This is a genomic window from Microbacterium sp. Nx66, from assembly GCF_904066215.1.
Taxonomy (GTDB): Bacteria; Actinomycetota; Actinomycetes; order Actinomycetales; family Microbacteriaceae; genus Microbacterium; species Microbacterium meiriae.
The window spans coordinates 384,467-402,867 of sequence record NZ_LR880474.1 but is presented as its reverse complement, the minus strand read 5'-3'; the positions used below and the strand labels follow the sequence as shown (position 1 = coordinate 402,867).

Annotated in this window: 16 protein-coding genes; 4 read left to right on the top strand and 12 right to left on the bottom strand. The window is 71.3% G+C overall.

Translation table 11 applies throughout. The features are described from left to right. Window positions 1–21 precede the first annotated feature (21 nt). Together MICNX66_RS01835 and MICNX66_RS01830 are read right to left on the bottom strand one after the other, a co-directional pair. Window positions 22–1,554, bottom strand: a complete 1,533-nt coding sequence (locus tag MICNX66_RS01835) for a DHA2 family efflux MFS transporter permease subunit (RefSeq protein WP_187663085.1) — start codon at window positions 1,552–1,554, stop codon at window positions 22–24. After that, on the bottom strand, window positions 1,551–2,183 hold the full coding sequence (locus tag MICNX66_RS01830; RefSeq protein ID WP_313366664.1) for a PadR family transcriptional regulator: 633 nt from the start codon (window positions 2,181–2,183) through the stop codon (window positions 1,551–1,553). The genes MICNX66_RS01835 and MICNX66_RS01830 overlap by 4 nt, the downstream gene beginning before the upstream one ends. 189 nt (window positions 2,184–2,372) lie before the next feature. Between MICNX66_RS01830 and MICNX66_RS01825 the strand changes: the two genes are divergently transcribed. Next, window positions 2,373–3,248, top strand: coding sequence for a phosphoribosylaminoimidazolesuccinocarboxamide synthase (locus tag MICNX66_RS01825; protein WP_187663083.1), 876 nt, complete (start codon window positions 2,373–2,375; stop codon window positions 3,246–3,248). 100 nt (window positions 3,249–3,348) lie between these two features. Continuing rightward, on the top strand, window positions 3,349–4,704 hold the full coding sequence (locus tag MICNX66_RS01820; RefSeq protein ID WP_062766125.1) for a uracil-xanthine permease family protein: 1,356 nt from the start codon (window positions 3,349–3,351) through the stop codon (window positions 4,702–4,704). Window positions 4,705–4,832: 128 nt separating this feature from the next. Here the strand turns inward: MICNX66_RS01820 and MICNX66_RS01815 are convergent, their stop codons facing one another. The 5 genes from MICNX66_RS01815 to MICNX66_RS01795 are packed head-to-tail and all read right to left on the bottom strand — an operon-like array spanning window position 4,833 to window position 10,943. Further along, window positions 4,833–6,548, bottom strand: coding sequence for an acetyl/propionyl/methylcrotonyl-CoA carboxylase subunit alpha (locus tag MICNX66_RS01815; RefSeq protein ID WP_187663082.1), 1,716 nt, complete (start codon window positions 6,546–6,548; stop codon window positions 4,833–4,835). Further along, window positions 6,545–8,098 carry an urea amidolyase family protein gene (locus tag MICNX66_RS01810; RefSeq protein WP_187663081.1) on the bottom strand — a complete coding sequence of 518 codons (1,554 nt, stop codon included), beginning with the start codon at window positions 8,096–8,098 and terminating at the stop codon, window positions 6,545–6,547. The genes MICNX66_RS01815 and MICNX66_RS01810 overlap by 4 nt, the downstream gene beginning before the upstream one ends. After that, complete coding sequence (locus tag MICNX66_RS01805; RefSeq protein WP_187663080.1) at window positions 8,098–8,898, bottom strand: putative hydro-lyase; 801 nt, start codon at window positions 8,896–8,898, stop codon at window positions 8,098–8,100. Before MICNX66_RS01805 ends, MICNX66_RS01810 begins: the two co-directional genes overlap by 1 nt. Window position 8,899: 1 nt before the next feature. Beyond that, window positions 8,900–9,664 (bottom strand): LamB/YcsF family protein, encoded by a 765-nt coding sequence (locus MICNX66_RS01800; RefSeq protein WP_187663079.1) that lies wholly within the window; start codon window positions 9,662–9,664, stop codon window positions 8,900–8,902. A gap of 1 nt (window position 9,665) precedes the next feature. Continuing rightward, window positions 9,666–10,943 carry an NRAMP family divalent metal transporter gene (locus MICNX66_RS01795; protein WP_187663078.1) on the bottom strand — a complete coding sequence of 426 codons (1,278 nt, stop codon included), beginning with the start codon at window positions 10,941–10,943 and terminating at the stop codon, window positions 9,666–9,668. Window positions 10,944–11,092: 149 nt separating this feature from the next. Here MICNX66_RS01795 and MICNX66_RS01790 point away from each other — a divergent pair, with 149 nt between their 5' ends. Further along, window positions 11,093–11,749: a GntR family transcriptional regulator gene (locus tag MICNX66_RS01790; protein WP_187663077.1), complete on the top strand. Its 657-nt coding sequence runs from the start codon at window positions 11,093–11,095 to the stop codon at window positions 11,747–11,749. 13 nt (window positions 11,750–11,762) lie between these two features. Here MICNX66_RS01790 and MICNX66_RS01785 read toward each other — a convergent pair whose 3' ends face one another. Beyond that, on the bottom strand, window positions 11,763–12,434 hold the full coding sequence (locus MICNX66_RS01785) for a TetR/AcrR family transcriptional regulator (protein WP_187663076.1): 672 nt from the start codon (window positions 12,432–12,434) through the stop codon (window positions 11,763–11,765). A gap of 471 nt (window positions 12,435–12,905) precedes the next feature. Here MICNX66_RS01785 and MICNX66_RS01780 point away from each other — a divergent pair, with 471 nt between their 5' ends. Beyond that, the gene (locus tag MICNX66_RS01780; RefSeq protein WP_187663075.1) at window positions 12,906–13,715 is read left to right on the top strand and encodes a M57 family metalloprotease; all 810 of its coding nucleotides are present in this window, start codon (window positions 12,906–12,908) and stop codon (window positions 13,713–13,715) included. 82 nt (window positions 13,716–13,797) lie between these two features. Here the strand turns inward: MICNX66_RS01780 and MICNX66_RS01775 are convergent, their stop codons facing one another. The 4 genes from MICNX66_RS01775 to MICNX66_RS01760 form a co-directional block, all read right to left on the bottom strand. After that, the gene (locus MICNX66_RS01775) at window positions 13,798–14,793 is read right to left on the bottom strand and encodes a LacI family DNA-binding transcriptional regulator (RefSeq protein ID WP_187664081.1); all 996 of its coding nucleotides are present in this window, start codon (window positions 14,791–14,793) and stop codon (window positions 13,798–13,800) included. A gap of 128 nt (window positions 14,794–14,921) precedes the next feature. After that, window positions 14,922–16,352 carry a GH1 family beta-glucosidase gene (locus tag MICNX66_RS01770; protein ID WP_187663074.1) on the bottom strand — a complete coding sequence of 477 codons (1,431 nt, stop codon included), beginning with the start codon at window positions 16,350–16,352 and terminating at the stop codon, window positions 14,922–14,924. A gap of 5 nt (window positions 16,353–16,357) precedes the next feature. Continuing rightward, window positions 16,358–17,248 carry a carbohydrate ABC transporter permease gene (locus MICNX66_RS01765; protein ID WP_187663073.1) on the bottom strand — a complete coding sequence of 297 codons (891 nt, stop codon included), beginning with the start codon at window positions 17,246–17,248 and terminating at the stop codon, window positions 16,358–16,360. Then, window positions 17,245–18,285: a carbohydrate ABC transporter permease gene (locus MICNX66_RS01760; protein ID WP_187663072.1), complete on the bottom strand. Its 1,041-nt coding sequence runs from the start codon at window positions 18,283–18,285 to the stop codon at window positions 17,245–17,247. The genes MICNX66_RS01765 and MICNX66_RS01760 overlap by 4 nt, the downstream gene beginning before the upstream one ends. Between the last annotated feature and the right edge of the window lie 116 nt (window positions 18,286–18,401).

The window sequence follows — 18,401 nt, the reverse complement described above, 5'->3', positions numbered from 1 at the left end:
GGCGTGTCGGGGTCATCGCGGTCACGCCGGAGGGGTTGTGGCGACGGGCTCGTCCTTGCGGTCGTGTCCGCGGAGGAACAGCGAGGCGACGAGGGCGATGAGGATCACGCCGGCGGGCAGCAGGAGGGTCTGGGACATGCCCGCAGCGAAGCCCTCGGCGACCTGCGGCGGCAGTGCGCCGCTGCCCGTGCCGGCCGGGGCGTCGGCCAGACCGGGGAGGTTCGCCTCCAGCCGCGACTGCATGAACGCGGCGATCGACGCGGAGCCGATGACCGACCCGATGGTGCGCGTGGTGTTGTAGATGCCCGCGCCGGCACCGGCCTGCCGCGGCGGCAGCTTGCGCGTGGCCGTGGTCGCCAGCGGCCCCCACATGCCCGCGTTGCCGATGCCCATCAGGGCGGACGGCAGCAGGAACATCAGGATGGGGGTGTCCATCGTGGTCAGGGCGGAGTACCAGACCAGGGCAGCCGCGACGCAGATCAGGCCGGGGACGAGGATGATACGCGGGTCGACACGGTCCAGGATCTTCCCGGCGACCGGGGCGAGCACGCCCGACAGCACGGCCATCGGGATCAGCAGCATCGCCGCCTCGGTCGGGGTGAGGCCGCGCGCCGTCTGCAGGAAGAACATCATCGGCAGCGACATGCTCGTGACGGTGAAGCCGACCGCGGCGATCGCCACGTTCGCGCCGGAGAAGTTCCGGTCGCGGAAGAGCGCGAGCGGCACGAGGGGTTCGCTGCGGGTGCGCGCCTGCTGCACGATGAAGAGCGCGAGCACCACGACGCCCGCGATGATGAGCCCCCAGACCGAGATCGGCCCCACGATGGTCCCCCAGTCGTACTTCTCGCCCTCCTGCAGCCCGAAGACGATGAGGAAGAGCGCGACGGCGCTGAGCACGACGCCGACCACGTCGAACCGGTGCGGGTGGGTCTTCAGCTTCGGCACGAGGATCCAGGCGAGCACGAAGGCGATGACGCCGACGGGGAGGTTGACGAAGAAGATCCACCGCCACCCGAAGCCGTCGACGAGCAGACCGCCGGCGAGGGGGCCGACGAGAGTGGCGACGCCGGCCGTGGCGCCCCAGAGGCCCATCGCCGCGCCGCGGCGGTTGGGCGGGAACGTGCGGGTGATCACGGCCATGGTCTGCGGCGTCATGAATGCGGCGCCGAGCCCCTGGACCGCGCGGGCAGCGATCAGGCCCTCGAGCGTCGTCGACAGTCCGCACCAGAGCGAGGCGAGGGTGAAGACCGCGAGCCCGATGAGGTAGATGTTCTTCGGCCCGAAGCGGTCGCCGAGTCGTCCGGTGATCAGCAGCGGGACGGCGTAGGCGAGGAGGTAGGCGCTGGTGACCCACACCACGTTGTCGAGGTTGTTCGTGTCGGGGTCGAGGGCGGCCTTGATCGCGGGGTTCGCGACGGAGACGATCGTGGTGTCGACGAGGATCATGAAGAACCCGATGACGAGCGCCCAGAGCGCCGGCCACGGACTCTTCGGTGCGTGACCGGCGGCGAAGGGCCCGGTCTCGGGTCCCGAGGTCTGACGGGAATCGGTCATTGCTGTGCAGCCTTTCGCTGGGCGCGGTAGCGGTCGGTGTCGTCGAAGGCGTCGGGGCCCCAGCGGAGCTCGTCGCCGTCGAGGCGGGTGAGGAGGGAGTCGAGCCAGCGGAGCTCGGCGTCGAGCAGCGCCTCCTGCCGTTCGATCTCGACGAGGACCTGCGGCGGGACGCCCTTGGCGCGGGCGGCGGCGAGGCCGTCGTGGTGGAGAGCGTACGAGGCGACGAGGGCCTCACGCCGTTCCTGCAGCAGCGCGACGGCGTCGTCCCGGTCGAGGTTGTGCGACTCGGCGAGCGCGACGCGGGCGTCGGTCTCGCGGTCGATGCGGGGAAGGGAGCGCCGCACCCAGGCGACCACCGCCTCCCGTCCGGCGTCGGTGAGGGTGTAGGTCGTGCGTTCCGGCCGGTTGCCTTCGCGGTCCGTGCCGACCTCGTCGAGCAGCCCGGCCCGTTGGAGTCGGGCGACGGTGTGATAGAGCGTGCCGTTGGTGACGGTGATGAGCCGGTCGTCGTGACGCGCGCGGAGCAGGCGCACCATCTCGTACGGGTGCATGTCGCTCTCGCGGAGCAGTGCCAGCACCATGACGCCGAGCGGCGTGAGCGCCGCCACCACATCCCTGCTCTTCCCCACGCCTCTCCCCCTCATGCCCTGTCCCCTGCCCCGCACGAATAGTCCACATGGACTATACACCCGCCCCTCCTCCGCCGAGACCCCGTCTTTCCGGCGAGACCCCGGGGTCCCGGCGCGCTCACCCCGGGGTCTCGACGCGAACGCGGGGTCTCGGCGCGGAAGAGCACGCATCACCGGGATAATGGGCGGGTGAGCACACCGTCCGCAGGAAACGCGCAGGCCATCCCCGGATGGCGACACCTCTACTCCGGAAAGGTCCGCGACCTCTACGCCTCCGAGGACCCGGGAGACACCCGCATCCTCGTCGTCGCGTCCGACCGGGTGAGCGCGTTCGACGTGGTGCTCTCTCCCGGCATCACCGACAAGGGCGCCCTGCTGACGCGCCTCAGCCGCTGGTGGTTCGCCCAGCTGGACGTGCCGAATCACCTCACGGACGGCGACCTGCCGGAGGAGGTGGCCGATCGTGCCATGCTCGCCCAGTCGCTCGAGATGCTGCCGATCGAGTGCGTGGTGCGCGGGTACATCACCGGCTCCGGCTGGGCCGAGTACCAGGAGCACGGCACCGTGTGCGGCATCGCCCTGCCGGCAGGGCTGCAGAACGGCGACCGTCTGCCCGAGCCGCTGTTCACCCCGGCCTACAAGGCGCCGATGGGTGAGCACGACGAGAACATCACGTTCGACCGCGTCGTCGAGCTCGTCGGGGCGGACCGGGCGGCCGAGCTCCGCGACGCCTCGCTCGCGATCTACCGTCGGGCCGCGGCCATCGCCGAGGAGAAGGGCCTCATCCTCGCCGACACGAAGTTCGAGTTCGGGACCGACGCCGACGGCACCCTCCGCCTCGCGGACGAGGTCCTCACGAGCGACTCCTCCCGGTACTGGGACGCCGAGGCCTGGCGCACGGGGTCGACGCCTGCCGAGCGGATGGCGAGCTTCGACAAGCAGATCGTGCGCGACTGGCTCGCGGCGAACTGGGACAAGCAGGGCGAGCCCCCCGTGCTGCCCGACGAGGTCGTCGCCCGGACGGCCGCCCGGTACCGCGAGCTCATCGACCGCCTCGGCGCCTGACACCGCGCTCCCCGCGACCGCGAGGCGCACAGGGAAAACTCAGGAATCGGTAGTGTTGCTCCAGCACTCCGCCCCCGATCCCGAACCCTGAGGAGCCCGCATGGCTTTGTGGAAGCTGCACGGAAACGGCCGCACCGTCGAGCCCGGCGCCGTCGTCACCCCCGAGGAACGTCTGTCCTGGCCCGCGACCATCGCCATCGGCGCGCAGCACGTCGTCGCGATGTTCGGCGCCACGTTCCTCGTGCCGACGCTCACCGGCTTCCCGGTGTCGACGACCCTGCTCTTCAGCGGCATCGGCACGCTGCTCTTCCTCCTCATCACGAAGAACCAGCTGCCCAGCTACCTCGGCTCCTCGTTCGCCTTCATCGCCCCCATCACCGCGGCCGTCGCGGCGGGCGGCACCGGCTCGGCCCTCGCGGGCGTGGTCGCGGTGGGCGTGCTCCTCGCGGTCGTGGGCCTCGTCGTGCAGTTCGTCGGCCTGCGCTGGGTCGACGCCCTGATGCCCCCGGTCGTCGCCGGCGCCATCGTCGCGCTCATCGGCTTCAACCTCGCCCCCACCGCCTGGAGCAACTTCGCGCTCGACCCGGTGACCGCCACGATCACCCTCGTCGCGATCATCCTCTTCGCCGTGCTCTTCCGGGGCTTCCTCGGACGGATCTCGATCTTCCTCGGCGTCGCCGTCGGCTTCATCTGGGCCGCGTTCAACGGCTCGTTCGAGGTGCCCAACCCGCTCCGCGGCGACAAGACCCCCGCCGAGCTCATCGCGGACGCCCCCTGGATCGGCCTCCCGCACTTCCAGTTCCCGGACTTCGTCGAGCCGGGCACCTGGTCGACCATCGCGATGTTCCTGCCCGTCGTGCTCGTGCTCATCGCGGAGAACGTCGGCCACGTGCGCGGTGTCGCGACCATGACCGAGGACCCCGCCATCAACCGCCACACCGGCCGCGCGCTCATCGCCGACGGCGTCGCCACGACCATCGCGGGTGGCTTCGGCGGCTCGGGCACCACGACCTATGGCGAGAACATCGGCGTCATGGCCGCGACCCGCGTGTACTCCACCGCCGTGTACTGGGTGGCGGGTCTGTTCGCGATCCTCCTCGCCTTCTCCCCGAAGGTCGGCGAGGTGTTCAACTCGATCCCCGCGGGCGTGCTCGGCGGGGCGACGACCGCGCTCTACGGCCTCATCGGCATCATCGGCATCAAGATCTGGGTGGACAGCCGCGTCGACTTCTCCCGGCCGGTCAACCAGTACACCGCCGCGGTGTCCCTCGTGATCGGCATCGCCGGGTTCACGATGCAGCTCGGTGACTTCGCCTTCGGCGGGATCGTGCTCGGGACGGTCGCGGCGCTGCTCATCTACCACCTGGGCAACCTCATCGCCCGGGCACGCAAGACCGGTGCCGACGACCCGAAGCCCCTCGAGCCCGTCGGCCCCCTCGGCGGCGACCCCGCGTAACGCCCGCCCGCTCCCGGGTGCGTGCGGGACGGGTTTCGTTCCTCCCGCACCCCTCGAAAGCCCGTTTTCGCACTCGCACCGGTTTGCGGGGTGGAGCCCGGACGGGACGGGACGGGACGGTACCGGGGTCAGGCGATCGTGGCGAGGAGGGCGTCGGCGGAGAGGGTCGCGCCGGTGTCGGCGCGAGGAGTGAGGGTGCCGGCGCGGTGCGCGGTGACCGTCGTCTCCATCTTCATCGCGTCGAGCACGGCCACCGGGTCTCCCTCGGCCACCTCGGCCCCGTCGTCGACGAGCCACCGCACGAGCGTGCCCGGCGCGGGAGCCCGGAGCTCGGAGGGGTCCGCCGCAGACACGGGTGCAGCGGCCTCTCCCGCCGGACGGCCGATGCCGGCCAGCAGCTCCGCGGGCAGACCGAGCATCACGCGGCGGCCGTCGATCTCCACCGGGAAGCGCTGCAGTCCGGAGACCGGGGCGACCGCGGGGCGCGGCTGCGACTCCAGCGCCGGGAGCAGCACGGTCTCGATCCACTGGGTGTGCACGGCGAAGGTCGCGGTCGCGAACGCGGGGTCGTCGATGGCGCGGAGGTCGAACGGGATCACGGTCGCCGGACCCTCGACGGCGAGCTCCCGCAGCGCTCGACGCGCCCGCACGAGCGCCGCGTCCCGGGTCTCCGCGTGCACGATGAGCTTCGCGATCATCGAGTCGAACGCGGGCTGCACGGTGTCGCCGGCCTCGATGCCGCTGTCCCACCGCACGCCGGGTCCGCCGGGGATGCGCAGGGCATCCACCCGTCCGGGGCTGGGCAGGAATCCGCGGCCGGGGTCTTCGGCGTTGATGCGGAACTCGAACGCATGCCCGGTCGGAGCCGGGGTGTCGGTGAAGGACGGCCCCTCGCCGAACGCGATCCGGAACTGCTCGCGGACGAGGTCGGTCCCGGTGACCTCCTCGGTCACGGGGTGCTCGACCTGCAGCCGGGTGTTCACCTCGAGGAACGAGATCGTGCCGTCCGCGGCGAGGAGGAACTCGACCGTGCCGGCGCCGCGGTACTGCACCTCGGCGCAGATCGCCCGCGCCGCGTCATGGAACGCCGCCCGCTGCGCCTCCGTCAGGCCGGGCGCGGGAGCCTCTTCGATGAGCTTCTGGTTGCGCCGCTGCATGGAGCAGTCGCGGTCGCCCACGACGACGACGCCGCCGCGCCCGTCGCCGAGCACCTGCACCTCGATGTGTCGCGGGCTCTCCAGGAAGCGCTCCACGAAGCACTCCCCGCGGCCGAATGCCGCGGTCGCCTCACGGGTGGCCGCGTCGAACGCGTCGGCGACCTCGGACAGCTCGCGGACGACCTTGAGCCCTCGGCCGCCGCCACCGAACGCGGCCTTGATCGCGATCGGGAGGCCGTGCTCCTCGGCGAACGCCACCGCCTCCTGCGGTCCGGACAACGGCTGATCCGTGCCGGCGGCGAGCGGGGCCCCCACACGCTGGGCGATCCGACGCGCGGTCATCTTGTCACCGAGTGCGTCGATGCTCTCCGGCGAGGGTCCGATCCAGACGAGTCCGGCGTCCTCGACGGCTCGCGCGAACGCGGCGCTCTCGGAGAGGAAGCCGTAGCCGGGGTGCACGGCATCGGCACCGCTGCGGCGGGCCGCGTCGATCAGCGCCTCGACCGACAGGTACGTCGTCGCCGCGGTGTCGCCGCCCAGGCCGATCGCCTCGTCCGCGAGCCGCACGTGCAGGGCGTCGGCGTCCTGGTCGGCGTAGACGGCGACCGACGTGTAGCCGGCCTCGGCGCACGCGCGGATCACGCGGACCGCGATCTCGCCGCGGTTGGCGATCAGCACAGTGGTCATGAGGTCTCCTTGACGGTGAAGCGCACCCGCACACCCGGCGGGAGCTGGGCGGCGAGGTCGAGGCTGCGATCGGTGAGGGCACCGATGATGGGGTAGCCGCCGGTGAGCGGATGATCGGGGAGGAAGAGCACGGGCTGCCCGTCCGGCGGCACCTGGATGGCCCCGGTCACGGCGCCTTCGCTCGGCAGCTCGCCGCCGACCGCCCGTTCCAGGGGCACGTCGCCCTGCAGTCGGATGCCCACGCGGTCCGAGCGCGGCGTGACCGTCCACGCCTGCCCGGTGAGCGCGTCGACGCCGGCGGCGGTGAACCAGTCGTCGCGCGGCCCGAGCGTGATCTCGAGCGCGACCAGCTCCCCGGCCGCGGGAAGCGCGCGCGGCACCGGATCCGGCTCGACGGCGGCCACGGCGGCATCTCCGATCGGGAGGAGGTCGCCGACGGACAGCGGCGCGGGGCCCAGCCCGGCGAGCGTGTCGGTCGCGCGACTGTCGAGCGCCGCGGCCGGAGCGAGCCCTCCGCGGACCGCGATCACGGACCGGAGTCCGCGGTCGGGGTGGCCCAGCGTGAGCTCATCGCCGTCGACGGTCGCGAAGGGCACCCCGGGGAGGAGCGTGCGCTCGGTGCCATCGGCGTCGGTGAGCGTGAGCGGGCCCGTGGCGCCGGTGACCGCGGCCACTCCCGCACCGTGGAAGCGCAGCACGGCTCCGCCGACACTCTCCAGCACGGCCGCGGCGGGGGTGTTGCCCACCGCCCGGTTCGCCGCGTGCATCGCGACACGATCGGCGACGCCGGAGGCCGAGACGCCCAGGGCCGCGAAGCCGGGGCGACCCGCGTCCTGCACGAGGAGCTGCAGCGAGGATCGCACGACCTCGACCGCCGGACCGCCCGCACGGCGGTCGACACGCGTCGCGTCGGCCACCCCCATAGGCGACGCCGCCACGGTCTCCCGCTCCGCACGCACGAAGCGCACGCGTCGACCCGGCGCGAGCAGGGCCGGCGGGTCGCGGTCGATGTCCCACATCTCCAGGGCGGTCCGGCCGATGAGCTGCCAGCCGCCCGGGCTCTCCCGCGGATACACGCCACTGAACGCCCCGGCGAGCGCGACGGAGCCGGCGGGCACCCGGGTGCGCGGCGACGACCGCCGCGGCACGTCGAAGAGGGGGTCGCCGCTCACGGCGTAGCCGAAGCCGGGAGCGAAACCCGAGAAGGCCACTCTCCAGTCCGCGGCAAGGTGACGAGCCACCAGCTCCTCCGCCGAGACGTCGAGGAGCGCGGCGGCCTCGTCGAGATCCTCCCCGTCGTAGCGGACCGGGATGCTGACCTCCCCCGCATCGGGCAGGGCCGCCGCGTCGACCTCGGTCGCGGCGAGCGCCTCCGCGAGCGCGGCGGCCGAGGTGCGGTGCGGATCGAACCGCACGAGCACGGTGCGGGCGCCGGGGATGCGCTCGAGCACACCGGGCATGTCGCTCCACGCCAGATTCAGCCGCATGGCCTGCTCGAGGTCGTCCGCCTCGACGAGCAGCGCGCTGTCGGAGGCCGTGAGGATGCGCATCAGACCCGGTACTCCGCATCCGGAACATCGGTGACGAACATGTACCCCGGGGCGTGGGTGACGGCGAACGGCGGCTTCGACGCCATGATCGCCGCCTGCGGGGTCACACCGCACGCCCAGAACACGGGGATCTCGCCGGGGCGGATCTCGGGGGCGTCGCCGAAGTCGGGCGCCATCACATCGGCGATGCCGAGCGACGCCGGATCGCCGATGTGCACCGGCGCGCCGTGCACAGCCGGGGTGCGCCCGGAGATCTGCACGGCGTCGGCCACGCGGTCCGCGGGGATCGGACGCATCGAGACCACCATCTCGCCGCGGAGGCGCCCGGCTGGCGTGCAGTCCACCGCCGTGCGGTACATCGGCACGTTGCGTCCGAGCTCCTGATGACGGATCGGGATCCCGGCCTCGACGAGCCCCGTCTCGAACGTGAAGCTGCAGCCGATGAGGAACGCGACGAGGTCGGGATGCTCGGCCCACGCCGCCGTCGCGTCGGACACCTCCTCGACGAGCTCGCCGTCCCGCCAGATGCGGTAGCGCCCGATGTCGGTGCGGATGTCGCTGCCCGGCGCGAGCCGCGACTCCACCTCGCCCTGCTCGATCACCTCGAGGACGGGGCAGGGCTTCGGGTTGCGCTGCGCATAGAGGAGGGTCTCGAAGGCCCAGTCCGCGGGCACGGCGATGAGGTTCGCCTGGGTCAGCCCCGGGGCGACGCCGCTGGTAGGCGCGGAGTGACCGGCGCGGTGCGCCGCACGGGCGGCCCGGGCGTCGGCGAGCTGGGCGGGAGTCGCGAGCACCGCCATGTCAGACTCCGGCGAACGGGGCGATGGTGATGCCCTCCGCCTGCAGCAGGCGCTTCGTCTCCGCGGCCATCGCGACGGATCCCGGGCTGTCGCCGTGCACGCAGATCGACTGCGCGGACACGGCGACGTCGGTGCCGTCGATCGCCCGGATCACGCCCTCAGCGGCCAGGCGCACCATCCGCTCCGCCACCGCGGTGGGGTCGTGCAGCACGGCCCCCTCCTCGGTGCGCGAGACGAGCTGACCGTCCGGCTGATAGGCGCGATCGGCGAAGGCCTCCGCCGCGACTGCGAGCCCCGCCCGTTCGGCGACGTCGAGCACGACGCCGCCGGCGAGACCGAGCAGCACGAGCGAGGGGTCGATCGCCGTGATGGCCGCCACCACGTCCTTCGACTGCCGCTCGTCGCGGGCGATGGTGTTGTAGAGCGCCCCGTGCGGCTTGACGTAGGAGACCCGCCCGCCGACCGCCGCGGTGAGCCCGAGGAGGGCACCGAGCTGGTACTCGACATGTGCCTGCAGCGTGGCCGAGTCGATGTCGACCTTCGTGCGCCCGAAGTTCTCGTAGTCGCGGTACCCGGGGTGCGCACCGATCACGACGCCGCCGGCGACCGCCGCCGCGAGGGTCTCGCGGATGCCCTCCGGGCTCCCGGCGTGGAATCCGCACGACACGTTCGCACTCGTGACGATCTCGAGCATGCTCGCGTCGTCGCTGACGATCCGGTCGGGGACGTTCTCGCCGAGGTCCGAGTTCAGGTCGATGGTCGCCATGTCATGCTCCGATTCCGAGGAAGGCGAAGATGGGGCCGATCGAGACGGCGCCCATGTACCAGGTGAGCGCGGTCACGACGGTGCCCGCGATGAGCAGCCACATCGGGTACTTCTGGTCGCCGAGGAGGTCGCGGCGGAACCAGCCGATGTACATGAACACCGTCAGGCCGATGGGCAGGATCAGGCCGTTGAAGCCGCCGACGAACACGAGGATCGCGGCCGGGGCCGTGCCGATCGCGAGGTAGACGCCGAGGGAGACGACGATGAACGCGACCGTGGCGAGCTGCAGCGGCCAGCCGCCGCGGAGCTTGGCGGTGAACGTCGAGAGGAAGGTCGCCGAGGTGTAGGCGGCCCCGATGACCGAGCTGATCGCGGCGGCCCAGAAGATCGCGCCGAAGACCCGCAGACCCGCGTCGCCGAGCACCGCGCCGAACGCCTGGCCGGCCGGGTTGGCGGCCTGCGAGGAGAGGTCGAGCGCCACGCCGGAGGCGACCACGCCGAGGATCGCGAGGAACAGCACGTAGCGCATGATGCCGGTCACGATGATGCCGTTGGCGGCGGCCCGCATGACGGGCTTCGCGTACTGCGGGCCCACGTGGCCGGAGTCGAGGTAGCGGTGGGCGCCGGAGTAGGTGATGTAGCCGCCGACCGTGCCGCCGACGATCGTGGTGATGGTGGCGAAGTTGAGCTGGTCGGGCACGAAGGTCTGGCGCAGGGCGTCGCCGACCGGCGGCTGGGCGATGAACGCGACGACGAGCGTCATCACGATCATCGCGATGCCCAGGACGATGAGCACGATGTCCATCACCTTCCCGGCCTTCTTCACGAGGAAGATGATGATGGCGAGGGCCGCGGTGAGCGCGCCGCCGATCTTCGGGTCGATCCCGAGCAGCGCGTTGAGGCCGAGGCCGCCACCGGCGATGTTGCCGATGTTGAACGCGAGCCCGCCGATGACGACGAGCACGGCGATCACATGGCCGGAGAAGGGGATGGCGCTGTTGGCGAGCTCGCCGGCGCGCTTGCCGGACGAGGTGATCATGCGCCAGATGTTCAGCTGCACCGCGATGTCGACGAGGATCGACACGAGGATGGCGAACGCGAAGGCGGCTCCCATCTGGGCGGTGAACGTCGCGGTCTGGGTGATGAACCCCGGACCGATGGCGCTCGTGGCCATGAGGAAGATGGCGCCGATGACGGCACTGCGGCCGGCGCGCTTCTTCGCGTGGGCGGCGCGGGCTTCGTCCTCGGGGGTGAGGGCGGGGGCGGACTGCTCGGACATAGGGGGGTCCCATCGTCGTTGGTGGGTGTCGGGTGACCCCCAGTGTAGAACGGACAGAACCAGATTGTTCAACAATCATGTTTCCGTCGTGCTACAGCGCGGTTGCTTTCGTGTGATCATCGCTCGGAGACGGCCCCTACGATGAAGGCATGAACCAGCAGGGCCCGCTCGCCGACGTGCTCCGTCAGCGCATCATCGACGGCGACGTCGCCCCGGGCTCCCGGCTGTCCGAGTCGGCGCTGTCGGAGAGCTTCGACGTGTCCCGCAACACCCTGCGCGAGGCGTTCCGGGTGCTCGCGGAACAGGGACTCGTCGAGCACATCCCGCACCGCGGCGTCTCCGTGGCCTCACCCTCGATCGCCGACGTCATCGACATCTACCGGGCTCGCCGGGTCATCGAGTGCACGGCTCTCCGGCAGTCCGAACCGGAGCATCCCGCCGTCCAGCGCATGACCGACGCGGTCGCCGCGGCCGAGGCCGCCGTGGCCGGGGTCTCCCCCGACGACACGTCCGCCTGGCGCGCGGTCGGCAGTGCCAACATGGCGTTCCACGTCGCGCTGGTCGACCTCGCCGACAGCCCGCGCCTCGCCCGCACCTACCGGAACGTCGCGGCGGAGCTGCGCCTCGCGTTCCTCAAGATCGACGACCCCCGCGCCCTGCACGAGCCGTTCGTCCGGAAGAACCGCGCCGTGCTCGACACCTTCCTGACCCGCGGTGCCGAGGCCGGAGCGGCGGAGCTGGAGCGGTACCTCGTGCAGTCGGAGCGGGTCGTGCTCGGCGCGTTCGCGCGGATGCAGCTCGGCTGAGCGGCGCCGCGGCTCAGGTCGCGTCGGTCCGCAGCGCCGCTGTCGCGCGGGGTCGAGGCTCCTCGCCCCGGTATGACGCCGGCACGCCCGGCAGCGCAGCGTCCGGCTCCGGGAGCCCGTACCGCCGGTGCAGCCAGCGCCGCGCATCCTCGAGCGGATAGGTGTCGCCGAAGACGCAGTACTTCACGAACACCCCCTCCAGGGTGCTGCGGAGCATGACCTCCTCCAGGGCCGGGTCCTCGGCACCTCGGGCGCGGAAGACGGCGCGCACGGCGTCCTCCGCGGCCGTCGCGCCTTCGGCATAGCGCTGCTCCGATTCCGCGAACAGGCGATGCGTCAGCGGCTGCTGCTGCATGGCGAGCACCGCACGCTGCAAGGGCATCGCGAAGGCCGTCGCACCGATCGCCCCGTCGATGATGGCGGCGAGCATCTCGTCGGGCGTGCCCTCGACCTGCGCGAAGGCCAGGACCGTCTCGAACCAGCGGTCGATCACCGCGGCGACGAGCTGGTCCTTGCCGCCGAAGTGATAGTTCACCAGCCCCTGCGCCACTCCGGCGCGACGGGTGATCTCCGCGATGCCCGCCCCGGCGACGCCACGCTCGCTGAAGACCTCGATCGCCGCCTGGAGGATGTTCTCCCTGGCGCGTTCGCGGGCCAGACGATTCTGCTCATCCGATCGCGCCATACGGCATCCACCTTTCGGGTCCGGCGGAATTCCCTCACGGGCCGTCTCGGGATAGATTAATCACTGAATGCTCGTTCAACCTATGGAGGGTGCGAGCACTCGCGGCGCGGGGGTTCGCCGCAGCAGCCACGGACGCGTCTCCAGCCGATGGAGGGGGAGGCGGAGATGCGTCCGTGGCCCTCCTCGACCTCCGGCATACGACGACGGACCGAGGACCAGGCCCGGTCGTCGACCACCGGTGCCGACGTCCGGCCGAGCGCCGACGGGACCTTCGGCGGTGACCCATCGGGCGGATTCCTGACCTGAGTACAGAAAGCGCACGACGGGCCGTGTCGCGCCTTGACCCCGTCGAAACGGCGCGGTTAGCGTGAGCGGGCTTCGGCCCCTCGGTGGCAGCGATGCTCACCGTCCGGACCGGAGACCGCTCGCCCACCGGACGCGCGGCACCGCTCAGATCGAAGAGGATCTTCCATGCGATTCACCAAGAAACTCGCGCTCGCCGCCACCGCGGCGGCCGCGCTCAGCCTCAGCGCGGTCATCCCCGCCACGGCCGCGTCGCCCGACGACTCCGCGCCCTCGTACCAGGAGTTCGCGTCGTCCACCTATCGGGACGTGGACGGCGCCTACGTCGTCAACGGCGACGAGGTGATCTCCGGAAAGAAGGAGCTGCGCGCCTTCTACGACCGGCTGATCGGCCCCGAGACCCGCAACGACGGCCTCATCGTCAACACGGTCAACAACATCGACGACAAGTGGTCGGCGTCGCAGGTGGCCAACCTCACCTACTGCGTGAGCACGAAGTTCGGCAGCCGTCACGCCGACGTCGTCCGGGCGATGGAGGGCGGCGCCGCGCTCTGGGAGTCCGCGTCCTCGAAGATCGACTTCCGGTACGTGAGCAGCGCGGACGCCAACTGCACCACGCGGAACAACGCCGTCGTGTTCTCCGTCGAGCCGGTGGCCACGACGCAGTACATCGCCCGTGCGTTCTTCCCCAGCACGCCGGCCCGGCAGCAGAACGTGCTCATCGACGACTCGATCTGGAGCGCCGGAGCGTGGACGCCGACGAACGTGCTCGGCCATGAGCTCGGCCACGTGCTCGGCTTCCGCCACGAGCACACCCGTCCGGAGGCCGGCACCTGCTTCGAGGACAACAACTGGCGTCCGCTCACCCCGTACGACTCGTCGTCGATCATGCACTACCCGCAGTGCAACGGCAGCTCGGACGACCTCTCGATGACCACCGCCGACCGCACCGGGGTCGTCTCCCTCTACGGGAACTGACCCTCTCGTCGGACTCGCTCCGGCACCACCGAGGCCCGGTCGTCCGCGATCGGGCCTCACCCGTGTCCGGGGTCGACGCGGCTCAGGCGGAACCGCGGACGACGAGCTCCGTCGGCAGGATCGTGGTTCGCGGCGGATCCTCTCCCGCGAGCCGGGAGAGCAGCACCTGCGTCATCGCCTCGCCCTGGGCGTACATGGGCTGGCGCATGGTCGTCAGCGGCGGATCGGTGGTCAGCGCCACCGACGAGTCGTCGAAGCCGACGAGCGCGATGTCCTCGGGCACCCGCACCCCGGCGCCCCGCAGCGCCGTCAGCGCCCCTCGGGCCATGAGGTCGCTGGCGACGAAGATCGCGTCCGGCCGCCCTTCCGCGAGCAGCCGGCGGGCGGCGTCGGCTCCGCTCGCCTCGCTGTAGTCGCCCTCCTCCTCCGCGAAGGGGGTGAGACCGGCGGCGGCGAGCGCGGCGCGGAACCCCTGCACGCGGTCGGTCGACGAGGGCATCGTGAGCGGGCCGGAGATCGTGGCGATGCGGGTGCGTCCGATGTCGACGAGGCGCTGCGTGGCTTCGCGCGCTCCCGCGACGTTGTCGACGTCGACCACGTAGTCCCCCTCGGCGCGGCGCACCGGGCGGCCGCCGTAGACGACGGGGACCGCGTCGGCGATCCGGTCGACGAAGGCGTCACTCGTGTGGTGCGACACGATGAGAGCACCGTCGACGCCGCCGTTGCGCACGAAGCTGGTCATCTTGTCGCCGGGGTCGTCGCTCGCGATCAGCAGGTTCAGGAGGTAGTCGGAGCTGCGGAGGGCGCCGGTGATGCCGGCCACGATCGCTGCGAAGAACGGGTCGCCGAAGAAGCGCGACGTGTCCTCGGGGACGATGAGGGCGATCGCGTGCGTCTGCCGGGAGGCGAGGGAGCGCGCGGCCCGGTTCGGCACGTAGTTGAGCTCGTCGATCGCGGCGCGCACGGCGGCGAGCGCTTCCGGGCTGACCGCCGTCGACCCGTTGACGACCCGCGACACGGTCGACCGGGACACGCCGGCGGCCGTCGCGACCTCCTCGATGGTCGCCCGGGGCGACATCATCGCTTGCTCTCTTCCATCGCCCCATTCTCATCCACCCGGACCCCGCCCGTGAAAATCCCCGCTTCGAATCGCCCGATTGGTCCCATCTCTGCCGCGGATGGAGCCAATCGGGCGATTCGAACGGGTCAGAGGGAGCGCGCGGCGATGATCCGGGCGTACTCGCGGCCGGAATCCTTGACCGTCCGCTCCTGGGTGTCGTAGTCCACGCGGACGATCCCGAAGCGCTTGTCGTACCCCCACGCCCACTCGAAGTTGTCGAACAGGGACCAGTAGAAGTAGCCGCGCACGTCCACACCGCTGTCCCTGGCGTCCAGCACGGCGTCGAGGTGCGCGCGCAGGAACGCGGTGCGGTCGGCATCGGGCACCCGGGTCTCCCCGTCCGCCACCACGACCGTGTCGTCATAGGCCGCGCCGTTCTCCGTCACCGAGAGCACGACTCCCGCGGGCTCGGCGTACTCGGTCCACAACCGCTGCAGCAGTCGCGTGAGTCCCTCCGGCTGGACCTCCCAGCCCTGGGCGGTGCGGGGCAGCCCGCGCTCGACCGCGTGGATGCCCTCGTGCGAGGGGTACGGGCTCCGGGTCACGTGTGCCGTCTCCGGGCCGCTGGAGACCGGGGCGTCGTCGGGCCCCGTGCCGGACACGAGGTCGCCGTGGTAGTAGTTCACGCCCTGCGTGTCGATGGGCTGCGCGATCGTGTCGAGGTCGCCCTCGTGCACCGCCGCCTCGAACCGCGCGACCGCGTCGGGGTCCACCGCGCGGATGTCCTCCACGGTGTCGGCGGGATACGCGCCGCGGTAGATGGGGTCGAGGAACCAGCGGTTGAACTGGCCGTCCAGCCGCCGGGCGGCGTCCACGTCCGCGGGGTTCTGCGGGTCGGCGGGATCGGCGACCGTGTGGTTCAGCGTGATGCCGAGGTTGAGGGAGGCATCGCGACCGCGGAGCTCGCGCACCGTCGCACCGTGCGCGAGGAGCAGGTGGTGCGAGGCCAGCAGTCCCTCGGCGATGCTCGTGTGCCCCGGGGCGTGCTCGCCCCCGGTGTAGGAGAGGAAGGACGAGCACCACGGCTCGTTGAGGGTCGTCCACACGTTCACGCGGTCGCCGAGGGCGTCGTGCATGGTGCCCGCGTACTCCAGGAAGCGGTCGACGGTGTCGCGGTTCGTCCAGCCGCCGACCTCCTGCAGGGCCTGCGGCATGTCCCAGTGGTACAGCGTGAGCCAGGGCAGGATGTCGGCCGCGAGGAGCTCGTCGACCAGACGGCTGTAGAAGTCGACCCCCGCCTGGTTGACCGCGCCGCCGTCCGGGCGCACCCGCGACCACGAGGTGGAGAAGCGGTACGTCTGCAGCCCGAGCTGCTTCATCAGCGCGACGTCCTGCGGATACCGGTGGTAGTGGTCGCACGCCACATCCCCGTCGTCGCCGCCGACCACGGCCCCGGGCACCCGGCAGAAGGCGTCCCAGATGGAGGCCGTCCGTCCGTCCTCGAAGGCGGCACCCTCGATCTGGTAGGCCGCGGTCGCCGCACCGAAGAGGAAGTCCGAGGGGAAGGCACGCGTCATAGGGGTCATCCTTTCACCGCGCCCGCCATGATGCCACTGACCAGCTGCCGCCCCGCGATCACGAAGAGCACGAGGAGCGGAAGGGTCGCGAGCACCGCGCCGGTGAGCACGATCGAGTAGTCGATGTAATAGCCGGACTGCAGCTGGCTGAGCGCCGTCTGCAGCGTCGGGTTCTGGGGGGAGAGCACGATCAGGGGCCAGAGGTAGTCGGTCCAGGCGGTCATGAACGTGAACAGTCCGAGGATCGCCATGGCCGGCCGCGCCGCGGGCACCCCGACGGTGAGGAACGTGCGGAGCTGGTTCGCGCCGTCGACCCTGGCGGCCTCGATGAGCTCGTCCGGGATGACGTCCACGAGGTACTGCCGCATGAAGAACACCCCGAACGCCGTCACGAGGGTCGGCACGATCACCGCGCCGATCGTCCCCGTCCAGCCGAGCTCGCGCATGAGCATGAACAGCGGGATGATGCCGAGCTGCGTGGGGATGGCCATGGTCGCGATCACGAACACCATGAGGCCGTCCCGCCCGCGGAAGCGCAGCTTCGCGAACGCATAGCCGGCGAGGGTCGAGAACGTGACGACGGAGATCGTGATGATCGTCGAGATGAGGAACGAGTTGCCGAGCGCGAGCCAGAACGGGATCGCATCGAACACCTTCGCCGCGTTCGCGAGGAAGTTGCCGCCGGGGATGAGGGGCAGGGTCTCACCGCGGGTCGCGTTGGTCCCGCTCGCCACGACGAACGACCACCACAGCGGGTAGGCGCCGCCGATGACGAAGGCCGCGAGGAGCCCGTAGGTGAGGAAGCCGGGGCGGCTGCCGAGGCCGGCGCTCCCGCTCGCGGCGCCGCGCCGGCGGCGGATCCGCTCCGGCACGCTGAGGGCCTGGGTGGCGGTCATCGCGCCTCCTCCTTTCCGGTCGGGCGGATGCGGCGTCGGGCCGCGCGGTTCTTCGGGGCGTCTCCGGTGGCGATGCGCCGGGAGATCAGGAAGTTGATGAGGCCGATCGCGACGATGAGGAGGAACAGCAGGATCGCGACGGCCGAGGCCTCGCCGAGGTTCCGGCGGAAGAACGCCAGCTCCCAGAGGAACAGCACCGTGGTCTGGAACTGCCGATCGCTGCCGCCGATGCCGCCCGCGGTGGAGACGTCGAACAGACGCGGTTCGGCGAAGATCTGCAGGCCGCCGATGGTCGCCGTGATGATGACGAAGATCAGCGTCGGACGGATGGTGGGGATCGTGATGGCGAAGAACCGCCGCACAGCCCCGGCACCGTCCAGGGCGGCCGATTCGTAGAGGTCGCGCGGCACGGCCTGCATCGCGGCGAGGAGGATGAGGGCGTTGTAGCCGGTCCAGCGGAAGTTCACCATGACCGCGATCGCGATGTGCGACAGGAACGTGTCGTGCTTCCACTGCTGATCGGCGATGCCGACGAGGTTGAGGAGGTTGTTGGCCAGCCCGTCCGCCTCGTTGAAGATGCTCGAGAAGATGATCGCCACGGCGACCGGCGTCACCACGAAGGGGATGAGGACGCTCATCCGCCAGAACGTCGGCGTCCGCAGTCCGCGGTCCAGCAGGTACGCGATCACCAGCGCGACGGCGAGCTGCGGGATGGCGGAGAGCAGGAAGATGCTCAGCGTGTTCCGGATGGAGTTCCAGAACATGCCGTCGCCGAGGATCGCCGCGAAGTTGCCGAAGCCGACGAACGGCCCCTCGCCCTTCAACAGATCCCACTCGTGCACCGCGACCCACACCGTGTACAGCAGCGGGAAGAGGCCGATGAGCCCGAAGAGGAGGAAGAACGGGGAGATGTAGAAGTACGGAGAGGCGCGGTGGTCGAAACGGGAGACGCGGGTGCGCCAGGAGCGTCGCGGCGGAGCGTCCGCCGCCACGGGGGCGGCGGCCTGCGGCTCCGCCGGCGGGGCGGTGAGGGTCATGGGCGTGTCCTTTGCCGGGCTTCGACAGGCTCAGCCACCCACTCGGGGCGCTGGGCGTCCACTCGGGGCGCTGGGCGTCCACTCGGGGCGCTGGGCGTCCACTCGGGGCGCTGAGC